At 61.6% G+C, this 15,540-nt stretch carries 13 protein-coding genes; 7 read left to right on the top strand and 6 right to left on the bottom strand.

The window, feature by feature from the left end:
• Positions 1-144: 144 nt before the first annotated feature.
• Complete coding sequence (locus tag NKH73_RS03575) at positions 145-807, bottom strand: hypothetical protein (protein WP_502893886.1); 663 nt, start codon at positions 805-807, stop codon at positions 145-147.
• Positions 808-1,650: 843 nt separating this feature from the next.
• Here NKH73_RS03575 and glmM point away from each other — a divergent pair.
• The 5 genes from glmM to serA all read left to right on the top strand — a co-directional run bounded on the left by glmM (position 1,651) and on the right by serA (position 8,066).
• Positions 1,651-3,003: a phosphoglucosamine mutase gene (gene glmM, locus NKH73_RS03570; protein WP_126104543.1), complete on the top strand. Its 1,353-nt coding sequence runs from the start codon at positions 1,651-1,653 to the stop codon at positions 3,001-3,003.
• 227 nt (positions 3,004-3,230) lie between these two features.
• Complete coding sequence (locus NKH73_RS03565) at positions 3,231-4,061, top strand: outer membrane protein (RefSeq protein ID WP_352928152.1); 831 nt, start codon at positions 3,231-3,233, stop codon at positions 4,059-4,061.
• Between the two features lie 187 nt (positions 4,062-4,248).
• Positions 4,249-4,995 carry an outer membrane protein gene (locus NKH73_RS03560; RefSeq protein ID WP_352928149.1) on the top strand — a complete coding sequence of 249 codons (747 nt, stop codon included), beginning with the start codon at positions 4,249-4,251 and terminating at the stop codon, positions 4,993-4,995.
• 224 nt (positions 4,996-5,219) lie between these two features.
• On the top strand, positions 5,220-6,395 hold the full coding sequence (locus tag NKH73_RS03555; protein ID WP_352928147.1) for a phosphoserine transaminase: 1,176 nt from the start codon (positions 5,220-5,222) through the stop codon (positions 6,393-6,395).
• A gap of 69 nt (positions 6,396-6,464) precedes the next feature.
• Positions 6,465-8,066, top strand: a complete 1,602-nt coding sequence (gene serA, locus NKH73_RS03550; protein WP_352928145.1) for a phosphoglycerate dehydrogenase — start codon at positions 6,465-6,467, stop codon at positions 8,064-8,066.
• A gap of 154 nt (positions 8,067-8,220) precedes the next feature.
• Here the strand turns inward: serA and NKH73_RS03545 are convergent, their stop codons facing one another.
• Positions 8,221-8,643, bottom strand: coding sequence for an SH3 domain-containing protein (locus NKH73_RS03545; RefSeq protein WP_352928142.1), 423 nt, complete (start codon positions 8,641-8,643; stop codon positions 8,221-8,223).
• A 258-nt stretch (positions 8,644-8,901) separates the two neighbouring features.
• Complete coding sequence (locus NKH73_RS03540) at positions 8,902-9,792, bottom strand: DMT family transporter (protein ID WP_352928140.1); 891 nt, start codon at positions 9,790-9,792, stop codon at positions 8,902-8,904.
• A 320-nt stretch (positions 9,793-10,112) separates the two neighbouring features.
• On the opposite strand from NKH73_RS03540, the gene NKH73_RS03535 reads away from it, so the two are divergent.
• Both NKH73_RS03535 and NKH73_RS03530 read left to right on the top strand, forming a co-directional pair.
• Positions 10,113-11,411, top strand: coding sequence for an adenylosuccinate synthase (locus NKH73_RS03535; RefSeq protein WP_192363284.1), 1,299 nt, complete (start codon positions 10,113-10,115; stop codon positions 11,409-11,411).
• A 74-nt stretch (positions 11,412-11,485) separates the two neighbouring features.
• Positions 11,486-13,084, top strand: a complete 1,599-nt coding sequence (locus NKH73_RS03530; RefSeq protein WP_352928136.1) for a hypothetical protein — start codon at positions 11,486-11,488, stop codon at positions 13,082-13,084.
• Positions 13,085-13,115: 31 nt separating this feature from the next.
• Here NKH73_RS03530 and NKH73_RS03525 read toward each other — a convergent pair whose 3' ends face one another.
• The 3 genes from NKH73_RS03525 to NKH73_RS03515 all read right to left on the bottom strand — a co-directional run bounded on the left by NKH73_RS03525 (position 13,116) and on the right by NKH73_RS03515 (position 15,539).
• Complete coding sequence (locus tag NKH73_RS03525) at positions 13,116-13,415, bottom strand: CcdB family protein (protein WP_352928133.1); 300 nt, start codon at positions 13,413-13,415, stop codon at positions 13,116-13,118.
• On the bottom strand, positions 13,415-13,657 hold the full coding sequence (locus NKH73_RS03520) for a type II toxin-antitoxin system CcdA family antitoxin (protein WP_352928131.1): 243 nt from the start codon (positions 13,655-13,657) through the stop codon (positions 13,415-13,417). Before NKH73_RS03520 ends, NKH73_RS03525 begins: the two co-directional genes overlap by 1 nt.
• A gap of 64 nt (positions 13,658-13,721) precedes the next feature.
• The gene (locus NKH73_RS03515) at positions 13,722-15,539 is read right to left on the bottom strand and encodes an ABC-F family ATP-binding cassette domain-containing protein (RefSeq protein WP_352928128.1); all 1,818 of its coding nucleotides are present in this window, start codon (positions 15,537-15,539) and stop codon (positions 13,722-13,724) included.
• Between the last annotated feature and the right edge of the window lies 1 nt (position 15,540).

Genomic DNA, 15,540 nt, shown 5'->3' with positions numbered 1-15,540 from the left:
GCAGATGAGGGGCGGCGCAGACGTTCGCAAATACTGCGCCAGCCTCGCAAGCGGGCCAGTCAACCTGCGTGAACATGCCCGGGCAGAAAAAGCCCGCGAACCTTGCGGTTCGCGGGCCTTCCGTCTTTCGGATACTGCTAGCTATCAGCTCTTCAGTGCGGCATTGCACAGGCTGTAAAAGCCGCCGCCCTTCTGGATCCACTTGAGGCCGCCCAGCGCATTGGCGTCCTTGTTGGCGTAGTACTGATCGAGGCAGGTATGCATACGGCCTTTGGCCGGGGTTTCGGTGCTGTATTTCTGGGAGATCGCTTTCGGAAACTTCACACCCTGGGGAGCGCTGACGGTCGGTGTTTCCGGGTCGCTGGTGTAGCTCGCCTCATCGGCCGCCGGCACGGTGTCGTCGTCGGATGCACCGGCGCCGCACTGGCTCTTGCGGAAGTCGTTCCACTTCATGCCGTTCAGCGTGTTGCCGGTTTTGGCCGCCTGGTACTTGGCACTGCAGTCCGCCATGCTGAGGCCTTTGCCGGCGTCAGCAGTTGCCGCCGCGCTGGTCGTCGCCGCAGCGGGTTCTACCGTAGCGCTAGCGCCGGCGGCGCATGCGCTCTTGCGGAAGTCGTTCCACTTCATACCGTTCAGCGTGCCGGCGGCCTTTGCAGCTTGATATTTGGTGCTGCATTCTTTCGCCGTCAGGCCCGGTGCCGCATCGTCGGTGGCGGCTGCCGTCTCAGCCGGTGCTGCCGCGGCCGGGGCTGCCGCAGCAGTGGCGCCGGCGGCGCATTCAGTCTTGCGATACTGGTTCCAGGTCAGGCCGTTCAGTGTGCCGGCGGCCTTGTCTGCCTGATACTTGGTGCTGCACTCTTTCGCCGTCAGGCCCGGCGCGGCGTCATCGCCAGTGGCTGCCGCCGCCTTGGTCGTCGGCTTGGCGGGTTCTGCCGTGGCGCTGGCGTCCGTACCGCATTCGGCCTTGCGGAACTGATTCCAGTTCTGCCCGCCAAGTGTTCCGGCGTCCTTGGCCGCGTTATACTTGGTGCTGCACTCTGCCATGGTCAGCGCATTGGCAGGCGCCGCCAGGAACAAGGTCACGACGGCAAGACCCGTCAAAGTGGCAAGTCGATGGATGAGCATGCGTTTTCTCCCTACAGCGGTTCATGATATGTCCCAGCAAAGCAATAGCGCTCAACGGCTGGTTGCGCCAGATGCTAAGTAGCGTAAAGAGTGTCGGAAAGGGCATTCTTTCCAGTAAGGTGATGAAATCGTTGCCGAGTGCTGGCGCCCAGTCAGGTTTTTCCGGGTGCATTTACACGGAGAGCGCGTATATAGCGGTTCGCAGTCAGGAGACTGCCTCACATGACGGCCAGTCGAGCCGGCTGGTGCGGTGGACCTAAATTCACCTCGGTCTGGAGCAGAACGGCGCGCGGATTCCGAATTCAAAGCCATACTGCCACACACCAAGGATCTGGATGCGGTTTGAGTTGAAGTTCCTGAACGCAAAGCAGGAAACTTGAAAATCAATACACTAGCGTGACACAAAACACACAAAACAACAATTTTCTAAGGATTGGTGACATATAATCATGCATTGTGATGATAGGGCGCGGGCCAATTTGTGGCATGACGTGCCGGAAAAGAACCATCGGGAAGCTGACTAGCATGGCAGGAAGTTATTTCGGTACGGACGGCATTCGCGGGCGCGCCAACAGGTTTCCGATGACGGCGGAGATCGCTATGAGGGTCGGCATGGCCGCTGGCCTTTCGTTCCAGCGCGGCAACCACCGCCACCGCGTCGTGCTCGGCAAGGACACCCGGCTTTCCGGCTACATGATCGAGAATGCGATGGTTTCGGGCCTGTGCGCCGCCGGCATGGACGTGTTCCTGCTCGGGCCGATTCCGACGCCTGCGGTCGCCATGTTGGTGCGCTCGTTGCGCGCTGACATCGGCGTGATGATCTCGGCCTCGCACAACCCTTACTACGACAACGGCATCAAGCTGTTCGGCCCGGATGGCTACAAGCTCTCCGACGAGATCGAGGAGCGAATCGAGGGGATGCTCGATAAGGACATCGACCTGGCGCTCGCCGATTCGGACGGGCTCGGCCGCGCCAAGCGCGTCGACGGCGTCCATGACCGCTATATCGAATTCGCCAAACGCACGCTGCCGCGGTCGATGTCGCTGTCGGGGCTGCGCATCGTCGTCGATTGCGCCAATGGCGCCGCCTACAAGGTGGCGCCCGAGGCGCTGTGGGAACTCGGCGCCGAGGTGGTCGCCATCAATGTCGAGCCCAACGGTTTCAACATCAACAAGGAATGCGGCTCGACCCATCCGGCCGGCCTGCAGAAAAAGGTGCACGAAGTGCGCGCCGATATCGGTATCGCGCTCGATGGCGACGCCGACCGCGTCGTCATCGTCGATGAGAATGGCGCGATCGTCGATGGCGATCAGATCATGGCGCTGATCGCCGAGTCCTGGCATCAGAGCGGACGGCTGGCCGGCGGCGGCGTCGTCTCGACGGTGATGTCCAATCTCGGCCTCGAACGCTTCCTCGGCGACATGAACCTGCAGTTGCACCGCACCAAGGTCGGCGACCGCTATGTCGTCGAGCACATGCGTGCGCACGGCCTGAATGTCGGCGGCGAGCAGTCTGGCCACATCGTGCTGTCCGATTTTTCCACGACCGGCGACGGTCTCGTCTCGGCGCTCCAGGTGCTCGCCTGCATCAAACGGCAGAACCGGCCGGTCAGCGAACTGTCGAAGAAGTTCGAGCCGGTGCCGCAGCTTCTCAAGAACGTCCATATATCCGGCGGCAAGCCGCTCGAGGAAGCCCCGGTCAAGGCAGCGATCGAAGATGCACGCCACCGCCTGGGCAAGGCCGGTCGCCTGGTCATCCGTCCATCCGGCACGGAGCCGCTCATCCGCGTCATGGCGGAAGGCGACGACCAGCAGCTGGTCGAGGCCGTCGTCAACGACATCGTCGAGATCATTTCGGAAACGCGCAGCGCCGCCTGATTCCGCAGCTTGCGCCAGTCGGAGAAGCCCGCCTGCCGGCGGGCTTTTTTGTTGCTCCTGTACGTCGATTCATCCACGAGGACGACGCGTAAATCCTAAAGATTTAGAGATTCATGGTTAAGCGATACGGTTAAACGCCTTTTAACTTTTCCAATTCATTATCCACAACTGAAGCCAATCATATTCGGACGCGTTCGCTGTGCCGAGGGTTCTCAGGGGTGACAAGCATGTTCAATACAGCAAGAATGGCCCTATTTGCCGCGCTGTTCGCGGGCGTAGCCGGACCAGTATTCGCCGCCGACTTCGTCGAGCCGCCCGTGATCGAGCCGGCCCCGCCGCCAGCCGTCTACGAGCAGCCGGCCGAATATGGCGGCTGGTACATTCGAGGCGACATCGACTATCACTGGTCGAAGTTTCGCGGCGGCGACTACATCACCTACGGCGAAACACCCGGCACCGGCCGCTTTGACAGCGGCAAGCTGGAGAGCGCCTTCTCGGCCGGTGCCGGCGTCGGTTATCAGATCAACCAGCATTTTCGCACCGATCTGACGGCGGACTGGATGAGCAAATCCGATTTCCGTGGCTCGACCAGCGGCATCTGCGAAGATGGAGATCCCTGTACTTCTGTCGACACCTCATCCTATACAGCGCTGCTGCTGCTCGCCAATGCCTATGTCGATATCGGCACTTGGCACGGCATCACGCCGTACGTTGGCGCCGGCATCGGCGGTGCCTGGGTCAAGTGGGATAAGCTCCACAACACGATCGAGGACGGCTCGTTTGAGCATGCCGGCGGCAAGGGCTGGCGTTTTGCCTATGCGGCCATGGCTGGCGCATCCTACTGCTTGACCGATCGCGTCAAGCTTGATGTCGGCTACCGCTTCAGTCATATCGACGGCGGTAAGATGTTCGGCTTCGCCAGCAATGTCGGTCCTGGCTATGACAAGGGCATCAACATCCACGAAGTGCGTGGCGGCTTGCGCTACCAGTTCGGCAACTCGGATTGTGTCCAGCCCGAGCCGGTCGCCTACGAACCCGAACCGGTCTACACCAAGTAATCGCTTCGACAGCAGGTTTGCGGACCGCCCGGCAAAGCCGGGCGGTTTTCGTTTGTGCGGGAAAGCCAATCAAAATCAATTCGCTAACACCCTGTTATCCTTAACCCCCACTTAACCACTATGGTTAACAATGCCTCCTGAAACGGCGCTCGCAATCGCGAATGGCGCCACCTTCGGGAGCGGGACTATGACAGTCAAATCGCGCATAGCGCTGGCGCTTGCAGCAATCGCCCTGACGCCGCTGTCGCAGGCGCTTGGCGCCGACTACGATCCGCCGGTCTATGTCGACCAGGCGCCGGACTACGTGCCGGTCGAAGTCGGTTCGGGATGGTATCTGCGCGGCGATGTCGCTTATTTGCCGGAAAAGAGTTTCAGGAATGTGGACTTCACTTTCACGCCTTCAAGTTATGACGAAAGCGAGGATCCCGTTTTTGCCAGTATCGGCTTCGGCTATCATCTGAACGACTATCTTCGAGCCGAGGTGAATCTCGGATACCTGCCTGGCAACGAGATTTCCGTTGGCTTCGACGATGGAACCATTGTTGCTTCCGCGAATGCGGAGAACTACGCCTGGACCGGCATGGTAAACGGCTATGTAGATCTGGGAACTTACGTTGGCCTCACGCCCTATGTCGGCGCCGGTGTCGGTATTTATCGAGGCAAACGCAGTCTTTCGGTGGACTATGCCGACGCCGATAACCCGGCAGACGATTTTGTCCTGCGCGACAACAAAACGCAGTATTCGTTTGCGTATTCGCTGAATGCTGGCCTTGCTTACCAACTGTCCAAGAACGTACTGGTTGACCTTGGCTACCAGTATCTATCTGCGCCGGATGCCGAATATGCAGTCGTGACTGACTTGGAAGACTCTCCGATCCGCAAAGGGATCAACTCCCATCAGATCAAGCTCGGGCTACGCTACGATCTTTGGTAGAACGCCTAACACTGAATTTGGGAGCGGCGGGTCTTCGGTCCCGTCGTTTTCGTTTGGGTGGACGCGGCTCCTTCCTGCCGGTCGTCCTCTATTTCGCGAGGCACAATCCGTTGTTCTCCCCGCGACAAAAACTTTCCCCTTGACGCCTGAGGCCTGAACGCATATCGCCGTCCGTGGGCCACCCCTCCCCAACGAGGGGCCACTATCTGGAAGGATAGACCACGATGACGACGCATACGAAGCCCGGACTCCGTCCGGCGAATCTCAATTTTTCCTCAGGTCCCTGTGCAAAACGTCCCGGCTGGTCGGTCGAGGCGCTGACCAATGCCGCGCTCGGACGCTCGCACCGCGCCAAGATCGGCAAGACCAAGCTCGAACAGGCGATCGAGCTGACGCGGGAAATTCTCCAGGTTCCGGCAGATTATCGCATCGGCATCGTGCCGGCGTCCGACACCGGCGCGGTCGAGATGGCGCTGTGGTCGCTGCTCGGCGAACGCGGCGTCGACATGGTCGCCTGGGAGAGTTTCGGCTCCGGCTGGGTTACCGACGTGGTCAAGCAGCTCAAGCTCGCCGACGTGCGCAGGATCGAAGCCGGGTACGGGGCGCTGCCGGACCTGGCAAAAATCGACTTCGACCGCGACGTGGTCTTCACCTGGAACGGCACGACATCAGGCGTGCGTGTGCCGAACGGCGATTTCATTCCGGACGCTCGCCGCGGCCTGACCATCTGCGACGCCACCTCGGCGGCCTTTGCACAAAGGCTCGATTTCCAGAAGCTCGACGTGGTCACCTTCTCCTGGCAGAAGGTGCTGGGCGGCGAGGGCGCACACGGCATGCTGATCCTCGGTCCGCGCGCCGTCGAACGGCTGGAAAACCACAAGCCGGCCTGGCCGCTGCCGAAGATCTTCCGCCTGACGTCGGGCGGCAAGCTCATCGAGGGCATCTTCAAGGGCGAAACGATCAACACGCCGTCGATGCTATGCGTCGAGGACTATCTCGATGCACTCAATTGGGCAAAGTCGATCGGCGGGCTCGAGGCATTGATTGCTCGCGCCGACGCAAATGCCGCCGTTCTCGACGGCTTCGTCGACAAGTCCTCGTGGCTCGGCCATCTGGCCACCGACCCGGCGACGCGGTCGAACACGTCCGTGTGTCTTTCCTTCACCGACCCGCAAGTCGCGGCACTTGATGCCGACGGACAAGCGGCGTTCGCCAAGGGCATCGTCTCGGCGCTCGACAAGGAAGGCGTCGCCTACGATATCGGCGCCTATCGCGACGCGCCGCCCGGCCTGCGCATCTGGTGCGGGGCGACGGTCGAGACCTCCGACCTCGAAGCGCTGCTGCCGTGGCTCGACTGGGCCTTTGCCGCGCAAAAAGCATCGCTCAAAGCGGCCGCCTGAGTATTCCCGTGGCGGCCCCTCGGGCCGCCCATTTCCAAACGGATCAAATCCCATTTGAAGGAGGTCGCCATGGCGCCCCGCGTTCTCGTCTCAGACAAACTCTCCACCACCGCCGTGCAGATCTTCAAAGACCGCGGCATCGAGGTCGACTATCTGCCCGATCTCGGCAAGGACAAGGAAAAGCTGCTCGAAGTGATCGGCCAGTATGACGGCCTCGCCATTCGTTCGGCGACCAAAGTCACCGAAAAGCTGATCAACGCGGCCACCAGGCTCAAGGTGGTCGGCCGCGCCGGCATCGGCGTCGACAATGTCGACATCCCGGCGGCGAGCCGCAAGGGCATCATCGTGATGAACACGCCCTTCGGCAATTCGATCACCACCGCCGAGCATGCCGTCGCGATGATCTTCGCGCTGGCCCGCCAGATACCGGAAGCCAACGCCTCGACCCATGCCGGCAAATGGGAGAAGAACCGTTTCATGGGGGTCGAGATCACCGGTAAGACGCTGGGCATTATCGGCTGCGGCAATATCGGCTCGATCGTCGCCACGCGCGGCGTCGGCCTGAAGATGCACGTCATCGCCTTCGACCCGTTCCTGTCGGACAGCCGCGCCGAGGAACTCGGCGTCGAGAAGGTCGAACTCGACGAGCTGTTCGCCCGCGCCGATTTCATCACCCTGCACACACCGCTGACCGACAAAACGCGCAACATCATCGACGCCGCGGCGATCGCCCAGATGAAGACCGGCGTGCGTATCATCAACTGCGCGCGTGGCGGGCTGATCGTCGAGGCCGATCTGATCGCTGCCTTGAAAAGCGGCAAGGTGGCGGGCGCCGGCATCGACGTATTCGAGGTCGAACCGGCGGAGAAAAGCGAGCTGTTCGGCATGGAGAATGTCGTGGCCACGCCGCATCTCGGTGCGTCGACGATGGAGGCGCAGGAGAATGTCGCCCTGCAGGTCGCCGAGCAGATGGCCGACTACCTGATCAAGGGCGCGGTTTCCAACGCCATCAACATGCCGTCGATCACCGCCGAGGAAGCGCCGCGGCTGAAACCTTTCGTCAAGCTGGCCGAGGTGCTCGGCGCCTTTGTCGGCCAGGTCACCGAGGACCCGATCAAGGAGGTCGAAATCCTGTTCGACGGCTCGACCGCGACGATGAACACGCGCGCGTTGATCAGCGCCGCGCTTGCCGGGCTGATCCGGCCGCAGGTCTCGGACGTCAACATGGTGTCAGCGCCGATTATGGTGAAGGAGCGCGGCATCATCGTCGCCGAGGTCAAGCGTGACAAATCGGGCGTGTTCGACGGCTATATCAAGCTGACCGTGAAGACCGAGCACAGGACACGCTCGATCGCAGGCACCTGCTTCTCGGACGGCAAGCCGCGCTTCATTCAGATCAAGGGCATCAATCTCGATGCCGAGGTCGGCCAGCACATGCTCTACACGACGAACGCCGACGCGCCTGGCATTATCGGCCTGCTCGGCACAGTTTGCGGCGAGAACGGCGTCAACATCGCCAACTTCCAGCTCGGCCGCAACCGGCCTGGCGGCGACGCCATTGCGCTTCTCTATCTCGATGCGCCGTTCCCGGAAAGCGTGCTGGAACAGGTGCGGGCGCACAAGTCGATCGATTCTGCCAAGAGGCTGCATTTCGATGTGGCCAGCGTGTGAGAGAAAATCGGACCTGATCGCTTGACGGCCGATCACGGCCGTCGAGCATCTACTTCCTTCTGGCCGGCTGCGATCCGAAGCAACGCATCTGCACACGCGCCCCGCATGCCTTGGAAGGCACGAGGGGCGGTTCGATTCAATTACCTGGCTGTTGTTACTTGCAGGAGAAGCCGGGCGCGATCTTGCACTGTGGCTTGTGAGGCCGCGGTGGGCGCGGCGGACGCGGCCTGTGTGGCCGGGGCGGTCTGTGCGACCAATGCGGACGATGATGGGGTGGGCGAATGACAATTTGCGGCTGCACGATGATCGGCCGGGAGACATAGGCGCGGTCCAGATAGTTTGCACTGGCCCAGCCTCGTATCCCAGCGGCGCGAACCGAGCACCAGCTCCCTTCGCAATCGAACACCGTCACCCTGTGGCCGGCCGGCAGCGTCGCGACCCTTGCATAGCCGGGGCCGGGGCCGCTTCGTACATTCAATGTCGTGGTGGTGTAGGCGGTGGCTGCGGAGGCCGATAGAGGAAAGGCTGCCAAGCCGACAAAACCAACGACAAGCGCCGCAAGCATTCGAAGATTCATGATCGTCTCCATTTCACCGAACTCAGCTAAACTGGCAGTGGCGAGATGAGTCCCGAAAGGTGAAAAAGTCAATCTCTTGGCGTTGCCGCCGTATATTGCAATGGTCCTATCCTTAATACAGTCGTACTAACAATCAGTCTCTTAATACATTAGTTGTTTTGGATATTCACCTGATCATTGCTGTGAGGTCTTGGTTTACCATGGGACGCCGGCAAGCTCTGGACTGCTCATCCTCATCCTGTGGCGAACATTCGCCGGCTAAAACGCCATCTTCCTTCCGCTGTATTCGGCGAGGCTGATGCCGCCGAGCACCAGGACGAGGGCCAGTCCCTGATAGAGTTGGAATGTCTCGCCGACGATCAGCACCGAAAGCAGCGTGCCGAAGATCGGCACCAGGTTGATGAACAACCCGGCCCGGTTGGCGCCGATCAGTTCGTTGCCCCTGATATAGAAGATCTGCGAGACGACCGAGGCGCCGATCGCAGTGTAGAATGCAACCGCCCAGCCGCGTGCATCGGGGACGATGACCTTTCCCGCAGCCACCTCCCACAGGAAGAAAGGCAGCGAGGTGGCAAGTGCCGCAATCGACAGCGCCAGCATCAGGCTCTGCCAGCGTATGGCCGGCTTCAGCCGCAGTCCGACCGAATAGAAACTGTAGCAAAGCACGGCACCCAGCATGATGGCGTCGCCGAAATTGAGATCCAGCTTGAGAAGCTGGCGCAGATCGCCATGGCTTGCGGTCAGCGCGACCCCGATGATCGTCAGCATGACGCCGGCGATCTGCACCCGGTTCACACGCAGGCGAAACAGCACGAAATTGGCGAGGATGATGACGATCGGTATCGCCGCCTGCTCGATCGAAACGTTGATTGCCGTCGTGTAGTTGAGCGCCGTGTAGAAAATCGCGTTGAAAAAGGTGAAGCCGCAAGCACCGAGCCCGCCAAGCAGCAACCAATGCCTGCGCACCACCGGCCAGTCCTCGCGCAGTGTTCTCCAACCGATCGGCAGCATGATCAGAACGGCCAGAATCCAGCGCAGGAAGACCAGCGTCATCGGCGAAATGTGATCGACCGCCAGCTTGCCGGCCACGGAGTTGCCTCCCCACAGCAAGGTGGTGAACAACAGGAACAGATAGGCGGTTCGATGCATCGCGAAATTTCCAGCCGGGGAAGGCAGGCGAAGGGTCATTGCCGACCCATTGCGGTGATCCGTTCAAGTAAATGATGTCAAAGGCGAAAATTATTGTGCCTGAGGGCACTTTCGGCGGCAAAGAATGGTCGCACTCGCCGGGTCTTGACGGTATAGAGCGACGTGCGCCCACTTGGGCGCACAAAGTACGCGCCTCAAGGCTTGAATGTTCGTACCGTGCTTTCCGAAAATCGATTCCGATTTTCGAGCCGATGCGATAGAAGCCTGTCGTTTCGAACCATTTCAAGCCGTCCCGAGCGGCGTCTCAAGGGAAAAGAAACATGGCCAATGTGGTGGTCGTCGGCTCGCAGTGGGGCGACGAAGGCAAAGGCAAGATCGTTGACTGGCTGTCGGAACGCGCCGACGTCGTCGTGCGCTTCCAGGGCGGCCACAATGCCGGCCATACGCTGGTCGTCGACGGCAAGGTTTATAAGTTGTCGCTGCTGCCGTCCGGCGTGGTGCGGCAAGGCAAGCTGTCCATCATCGGCAATGGCGTCGTCTTCGATCCGCACGCTTTCGTCGCGGAAGTGGCGAAGTTGAAGGCACAGGGCGTCGAGGTGACGCCGGAGCGCCTGAAAATAGCCGAAAACACCGCGCTAATCCTGTCCTTGCACCGGGAGCTGGACGGATTCCGCGAAGACGCCGCTTCCAATTCCGGAACGAAGATTGGTACGACCCGTCGCGGCATCGGCCCTGCCTACGAGGATAAGGTAGGCCGGCGCGCGGTCAGGGTGATGGATTTGGCCGATTTGGAAACGCTGCCCTTGAAGGTCGACAGGCTGTTGACGCACCACAATGCGCTGCGCCGCGGGCTTGGCCATGCCGAAGTCACGCATGACGCGATCATGAGTGAGCTGATTTCCGTCGCCGACGAGATCCTGCCCTATATGGACCGTGTCTGGAAGATCCTCGACGACAAGCGCCGCGCCGGCGAACGCATCCTGTTCGAGGGCGCGCAAGGCACGCTGCTCGACATCGACCACGGCACCTATCCGTTCGTGACCTCGTCCAACACGGTCGCCGGTCAGGCGGCTGCCGGATCCGGGGTCGGCCCCGGTGCCATCGGTTACGTGCTTGGCATCACTAAGGCCTATACGACGCGTGTCGGCGAAGGTCCGTTCCCGACCGAACAGAAGAACGAGATCGGCGAGTTCCTCGGCACGCGCGGCCACGAGTTCGGTGTCGTCACCGGCCGCAAGCGTCGCTGCGGCTGGTTCGATGCCGTGCTGGTTCGCCAGGCCGTCGCCGTCAACGGCATCAAAGGCATCGCTCTGACCAAACTCGACGTGCTCGATGGGCTGGACGAAATCAAGGTCTGCACCGGCTATCGCCTCGACGGCGAGGCGATCGACTATCTGCCGGCCAGCCAGGGTGCGCAGGCGCGCGTCGAACCGGTCTACGAGACGCTGGAGGGCTGGAAAGGCACCACCGCCGGCGCCAGAAGCTGGAACGATCTACCGGCGCAGGCAGTCAAATATGTCCGCCATATCGAGGAACTGATTGGCGCGCCGGTCGCACTCCTTTCCACCAGCCCTGAACGGGACGACACAATACTTGTGACCGATCCGTTTCAAGACTAGATTCTCAGCCGTTCCGGGCATCGCGGCCGATTTGCGGGGGCCGGCCCAGAAACGAAATGCAGGTCGACTGAAGCATGGCAGATTTAGTTGCTATTCTGAAAAACGCGCTCGACAAGCTCGGTGAGCCATCGGTGGAGATGCGCGCCAAAGTCTATGACAGAGCCCGTTCATCAATCGCGAAACAACTCGCAGAGAAGACCGCGATGTCGCCTTCTGACGTCGACAGGCAGATGCGTACGCTGGAAGACGCCATCGCCAAGGTCGAGGGAGGGTATGTCAAGCCTGCGCCGCCATCCGATCCGCTGGCGGAGTTGGAAGACATCTTCTCCTCCATCGACCGCAACAAGAACCAACCCAGCCATGTCCGGCAGCCGGCAAAGGCCGAGCCGGCATGGCAGCCGACGCCTGCCGCCAAAGCCGCGCCGAACTGGCAAAAGCCGCCGTCCGTTGCTTCTCCTCCAGAGCGCATCGATCCGGTGCCTTCGGACAGGGATTTTCCAGCGGCGGACGAAAAGGGCGACGTCTTTAGAAGCGATGTCTTTTCCAACGAGGAGGAACCGGCGGCGGACACCTTTCCGCGTCTGCGTCCTGCCGAGCGCAAGCGCAGCTATGGCGGGCTGATCGCCGCTGTCGTCGCTCTGCTCGTCGTTGCCGGCGGTGGCTACGGCATTTGGCTGAACAAGGACGCGTTCAGCGATATGCTGGGTCTCAACAGCACCGAAGTCGCAACGATCGAACCGCTGGTAAAGCCTGCCCCGGCCGAGCCGGCTACCGATGCTGCGGCAAGGCCTCCTGCCGCAGCGGCTCCCACTGATGCCGAAGGCGCAAAGTTCACCCAGCGCCTGACGCCCGAGGGCGGCGAGGTCGATCCCGGCCCCGCTTCAGGTCAAAGCGGCATCGGAGAGGGTGAATCCGTCGCAGCACTGACCACGCCGCCGCCGGCCGCTCCTGCGCCTGCTGCGCCGGCCGGCGATACGCCAGCCACGGCAGCGCCCGCCACGCCGGGCGCAGCCCCTGCGACACCGCCTGCCGATGGAGCAGCACCGCCCGATAGCGCAGCCGCCCCGGCAGCGCCGGCCCCGGGTGCCACACCAGTTGCACCAGTGGAGCCTGCGCTCGCGGTCGGCCAGAAGGCGATCTTCTACGAGGAGCGCACCAGCACCGCTCAAGGCTCGGCCGAGCCCGGCAATATCGTTTGGTCGCTGGTGCAGGAATCGCCCGGCGGCAATCTGCCGCCCGAACCGGCAATCCGCGCTGAGGCAACCATTCCCGGAAAGGACGTGCAGTTGCGCATGACCATCCGCCGCAACACCGACCAGACGCTGCCCGCCAGCCACATCATCGAGATGATCTTCCTGACACCCGACGGCTTTGACGGCGGCGGCGTCGACAACATCCTGCGCGTTGCCATGAAGGGTTCCGAAGAGGATGCCGGCAGCCCGCTGATCGGCATTCCGGCCAAGATCGCCGACGGCTTCTTCCTAGTCGCTCTCAACGACACCAAGGCCGATGAAGACGCCAATCTGACCCTGCTCCGGGGCCAGAACTGGATCGACGTGCCGGTCGTTTACAAGACCGGGCGGCGGGCGCTGCTCACCATGGAAAAGGGCATTCCCGGCGAAAAAGTGTTCGATGAGGCGCTGAAGGCCTGGCAAACAAAGACGGCGGGCTGAGGCCGGTCCGCCGGCTCAACGCTCCTTTGGTTCAAAAGCCTTGGAACAGCATGTCGAGCGCGGCCACAATGTCGTCGTGGTGCCTCGTCAGATTCAGTCGGCTTTCGCCTAGTTCAGTCGCTGCAACCGTGGCGATCAAATGGGTCGCCATGACCAATTTCCGCCCATTGATCTCAAAAATGGGATGAAGCTTTCGCATTGGCGATGGCGCCGTCGCAGCCGGCAGAAGCGGGACGACCACCCGGGTCTTAAAATGGTCGAGCAGATCGGCCTGGACGTCGAGGAGATAGCCGCCTTCAATGCTAACCGCGAAGACGTCATACCGCGCCATCAGAATTGCCGATGTTCTGCCAGTGGAATGCCGTGTTTTTCGACATATTCGTTCCACGCATCTATCGTTGTGCGGTTCTCAAGCTTCCACAGCCGTGTCTTTTCGGCGGCTACTGCCTCTGCAATGCCGGCTTCCGCGGCGCGCGAGACATTCACATCGAGCCCCTTGGCTTCTTTCATGAGCTTTGAGTCGATCGACAGATTTGCCGGCTGACGAACCGCATTCATAGCTATCTTTCGCATGATAACCTCCGCAGCATGCGCATAATGTATGCGCATTTTGGTGTTGGAGCAACGGCGAAGCGTTTTACCCCTCCATCTCCTCGCGCAGCATCTCCAACTCCAGCCATTCCTCCTCGAGCGCTGCCAGCGTGGCGCGCTCCTTGTCGAGGGCGGCAATGGTCTTCTGGAATGAGGCCGGGTCCCGTTCGTAATAGGCCGGGTCGGCGATATTGTCCTCCAGCCGTGAGATCGAGGCCGTCATCGCCTCGATCTTCTTGGGCAGTGATTCCAGCGCGAATTTCTGCTTGAACGACAGTTTCTTTGCCGGGCCCTTCGGCAACGCCTCAGCCTTTCTTGCCGGCACCGCGTCACCAATTTCAGGCTTCGTCCGCGCCCTGCGGTCGTCCAACCTGGTGCCGCCGCGTTGCGCCAGCATGTCCGAATAGCCGCCGGCATACTCGATCCAGCGGCCATCGCCATCAGGTGCAATCAGGCTGGTCACGGTGCGGTCGAGGAAATCGCGGTCGTGGCTGACCAGGATGACAGTACCGGCAAAACCGGCGACCAGTTCCTGCAGCAGTTCCAGCGTCTCCATGTCGAGATCGTTGGTCGGCTCGTCGAGCACCAGAAGGTTCGCCGGCCGCGCCAAAACACGAGCCAGCAGCAACCGTGCCCGCTCGCCGCCCGAAAGCTCACGCACCGGCGTGCGCGCCTGTTCCGGTTTGAACAGGAAATCCTTCATATAGGAGACGACGTGGCGCTGCTCGCCATTGATGACAAGGTTCTCGCCGCGCCCGTCGGTGAGGTATTGCGCCAGCGTTTCGGCCGGATCGACCGCCTCGCGCTTCTGGTCGAGCGTGGCGATCTCAAGATTGGTGCCGAGCCGCACCATGCCTAAGTCCGGCTTCAATTCACCGGTCAGCATCTTCAAGAGCGTCGTCTTGCCGGCGCCGTTCGGCCCGACCAAGCCGACACGGTCGCCGCGCTGGATGCGGGTCGAGAAGCCCTTCACCACGGTGAGGTCGCCAAAACTTTTCTCGATGTTCTTGGCCTCGATGACCAGCTTGCCGGATTCGGCGGCGTCGCTTGCCACCATGGTCGCCGCGCCCTCGGCGCCGCGATGGCCGCGAAAGCGCTGGCGCATGGTCTGCAACTCGCCGAGCCGGCGCATGTTGCGCTTGCGCCTTGCCGTCACACCATAGCGCAGCCAGTGCTCTTCGCGCACGATCTGGCGGCCGAGCTTGTGCTGCTCGCGCTCTTCCTCTTCCAGCACGGTGTCACGCCATTCCTCGAAATGGCCAAAGCCCTTGTCCAGCCGGCGGGTCTGGCCGCGGTCGAGCCAGATGGTGGCGCGCGATACGCGCTCGAGGAAGCGACGGTCGTGCGAGATGACAATCAGCGCCGAAGAGGTGCGGGCAAGCTCCTCCTCCAGCCATTCGATAACCTGGAGGTCAAGATGGTTGGTCGGCTCATCGAGGAGAAGAATGTCGGGCTCCGGCGCCATGACACGGGCAAGGGCGGCGCGCCGCGCCTCGCCGCCAGACAGATCGCCCGGCCGTTCCTCGCCGGACAGGCCAAGGTGCTCCATCAAGTAGGTGGCACGGTAAGGATCGTCAGCGGGTCCGAGCCCCGCCTCGACATAGGCGCGGACGCTGGCGAAACCGTCCATGTCGGGCATTTGCGGCAGGTAGCGCACTGTCGCCGAAGGCTGGCGGAACACCTCGCCATCCTGCGGCTCGATCAATCCCGCAGCGATCTTCAGCAATGTCGACTTGCCCGAACCGTTGCGGCCGACCAAAGCGATCTTGTCGCCCGCCGACGCCGTCAGCTCCGCCCCGTCGAGCAGCGGTGTGCCACCGAAGGTCAGTTTTATCCCGTCGAGATTGAGAAGTGGCGGCGCCATG

Source organism: Mesorhizobium sp. M0938 (assembly GCF_040319125.1).
Lineage (GTDB): Bacteria > Pseudomonadota > Alphaproteobacteria > Rhizobiales > Rhizobiaceae > Mesorhizobium > Mesorhizobium robiniae.
Note: the sequence above shows the minus strand (reverse complement) of the source record. Positions and strands in the feature narration are given on the sequence as shown.

Coding starts and splice junctions, on each gene's coding strand:
- NKH73_RS03565 (WP_352928152.1), top strand. CDS start 3,231: ATGTTCAATACAGCAAGAATGGCCCTATTTGCCGCGCTGTTCGCGGGC.
- NKH73_RS03540 (WP_352928140.1), bottom strand. CDS start 9,792: ATGCATCGAACCGCCTATCTGTTCCTGTTGTTCACCACCTTGCTGTGG.
- NKH73_RS03535 (WP_192363284.1), top strand. CDS start 10,113: ATGGCCAATGTGGTGGTCGTCGGCTCGCAGTGGGGCGACGAAGGCAAA.
- NKH73_RS03525 (WP_352928133.1), bottom strand. CDS start 13,415: ATGGCGCGGTATGACGTCTTCGCGGTTAGCATTGAAGGCGGCTATCTC.
- serA (WP_352928145.1), top strand. CDS start 6,465: ATGGCGCCCCGCGTTCTCGTCTCAGACAAACTCTCCACCACCGCCGTG.
- NKH73_RS03530 (WP_352928136.1), top strand. CDS start 11,486: ATGGCAGATTTAGTTGCTATTCTGAAAAACGCGCTCGACAAGCTCGGT.
- NKH73_RS03560 (WP_352928149.1), top strand. CDS start 4,249: ATGACAGTCAAATCGCGCATAGCGCTGGCGCTTGCAGCAATCGCCCTG.
- NKH73_RS03515 (WP_352928128.1), bottom strand. CDS start 15,539: ATGGCGCCGCCACTTCTCAATCTCGACGGGATAAAACTGACCTTCGGT.
- NKH73_RS03520 (WP_352928131.1), bottom strand. CDS start 13,657: ATGCGAAAGATAGCTATGAATGCGGTTCGTCAGCCGGCAAATCTGTCG.
- NKH73_RS03555 (WP_352928147.1), top strand. CDS start 5,220: ATGACGACGCATACGAAGCCCGGACTCCGTCCGGCGAATCTCAATTTT.
- NKH73_RS03545 (WP_352928142.1), bottom strand. CDS start 8,643: ATGAATCTTCGAATGCTTGCGGCGCTTGTCGTTGGTTTTGTCGGCTTG.
- glmM (WP_126104543.1), top strand. CDS start 1,651: ATGGCAGGAAGTTATTTCGGTACGGACGGCATTCGCGGGCGCGCCAAC.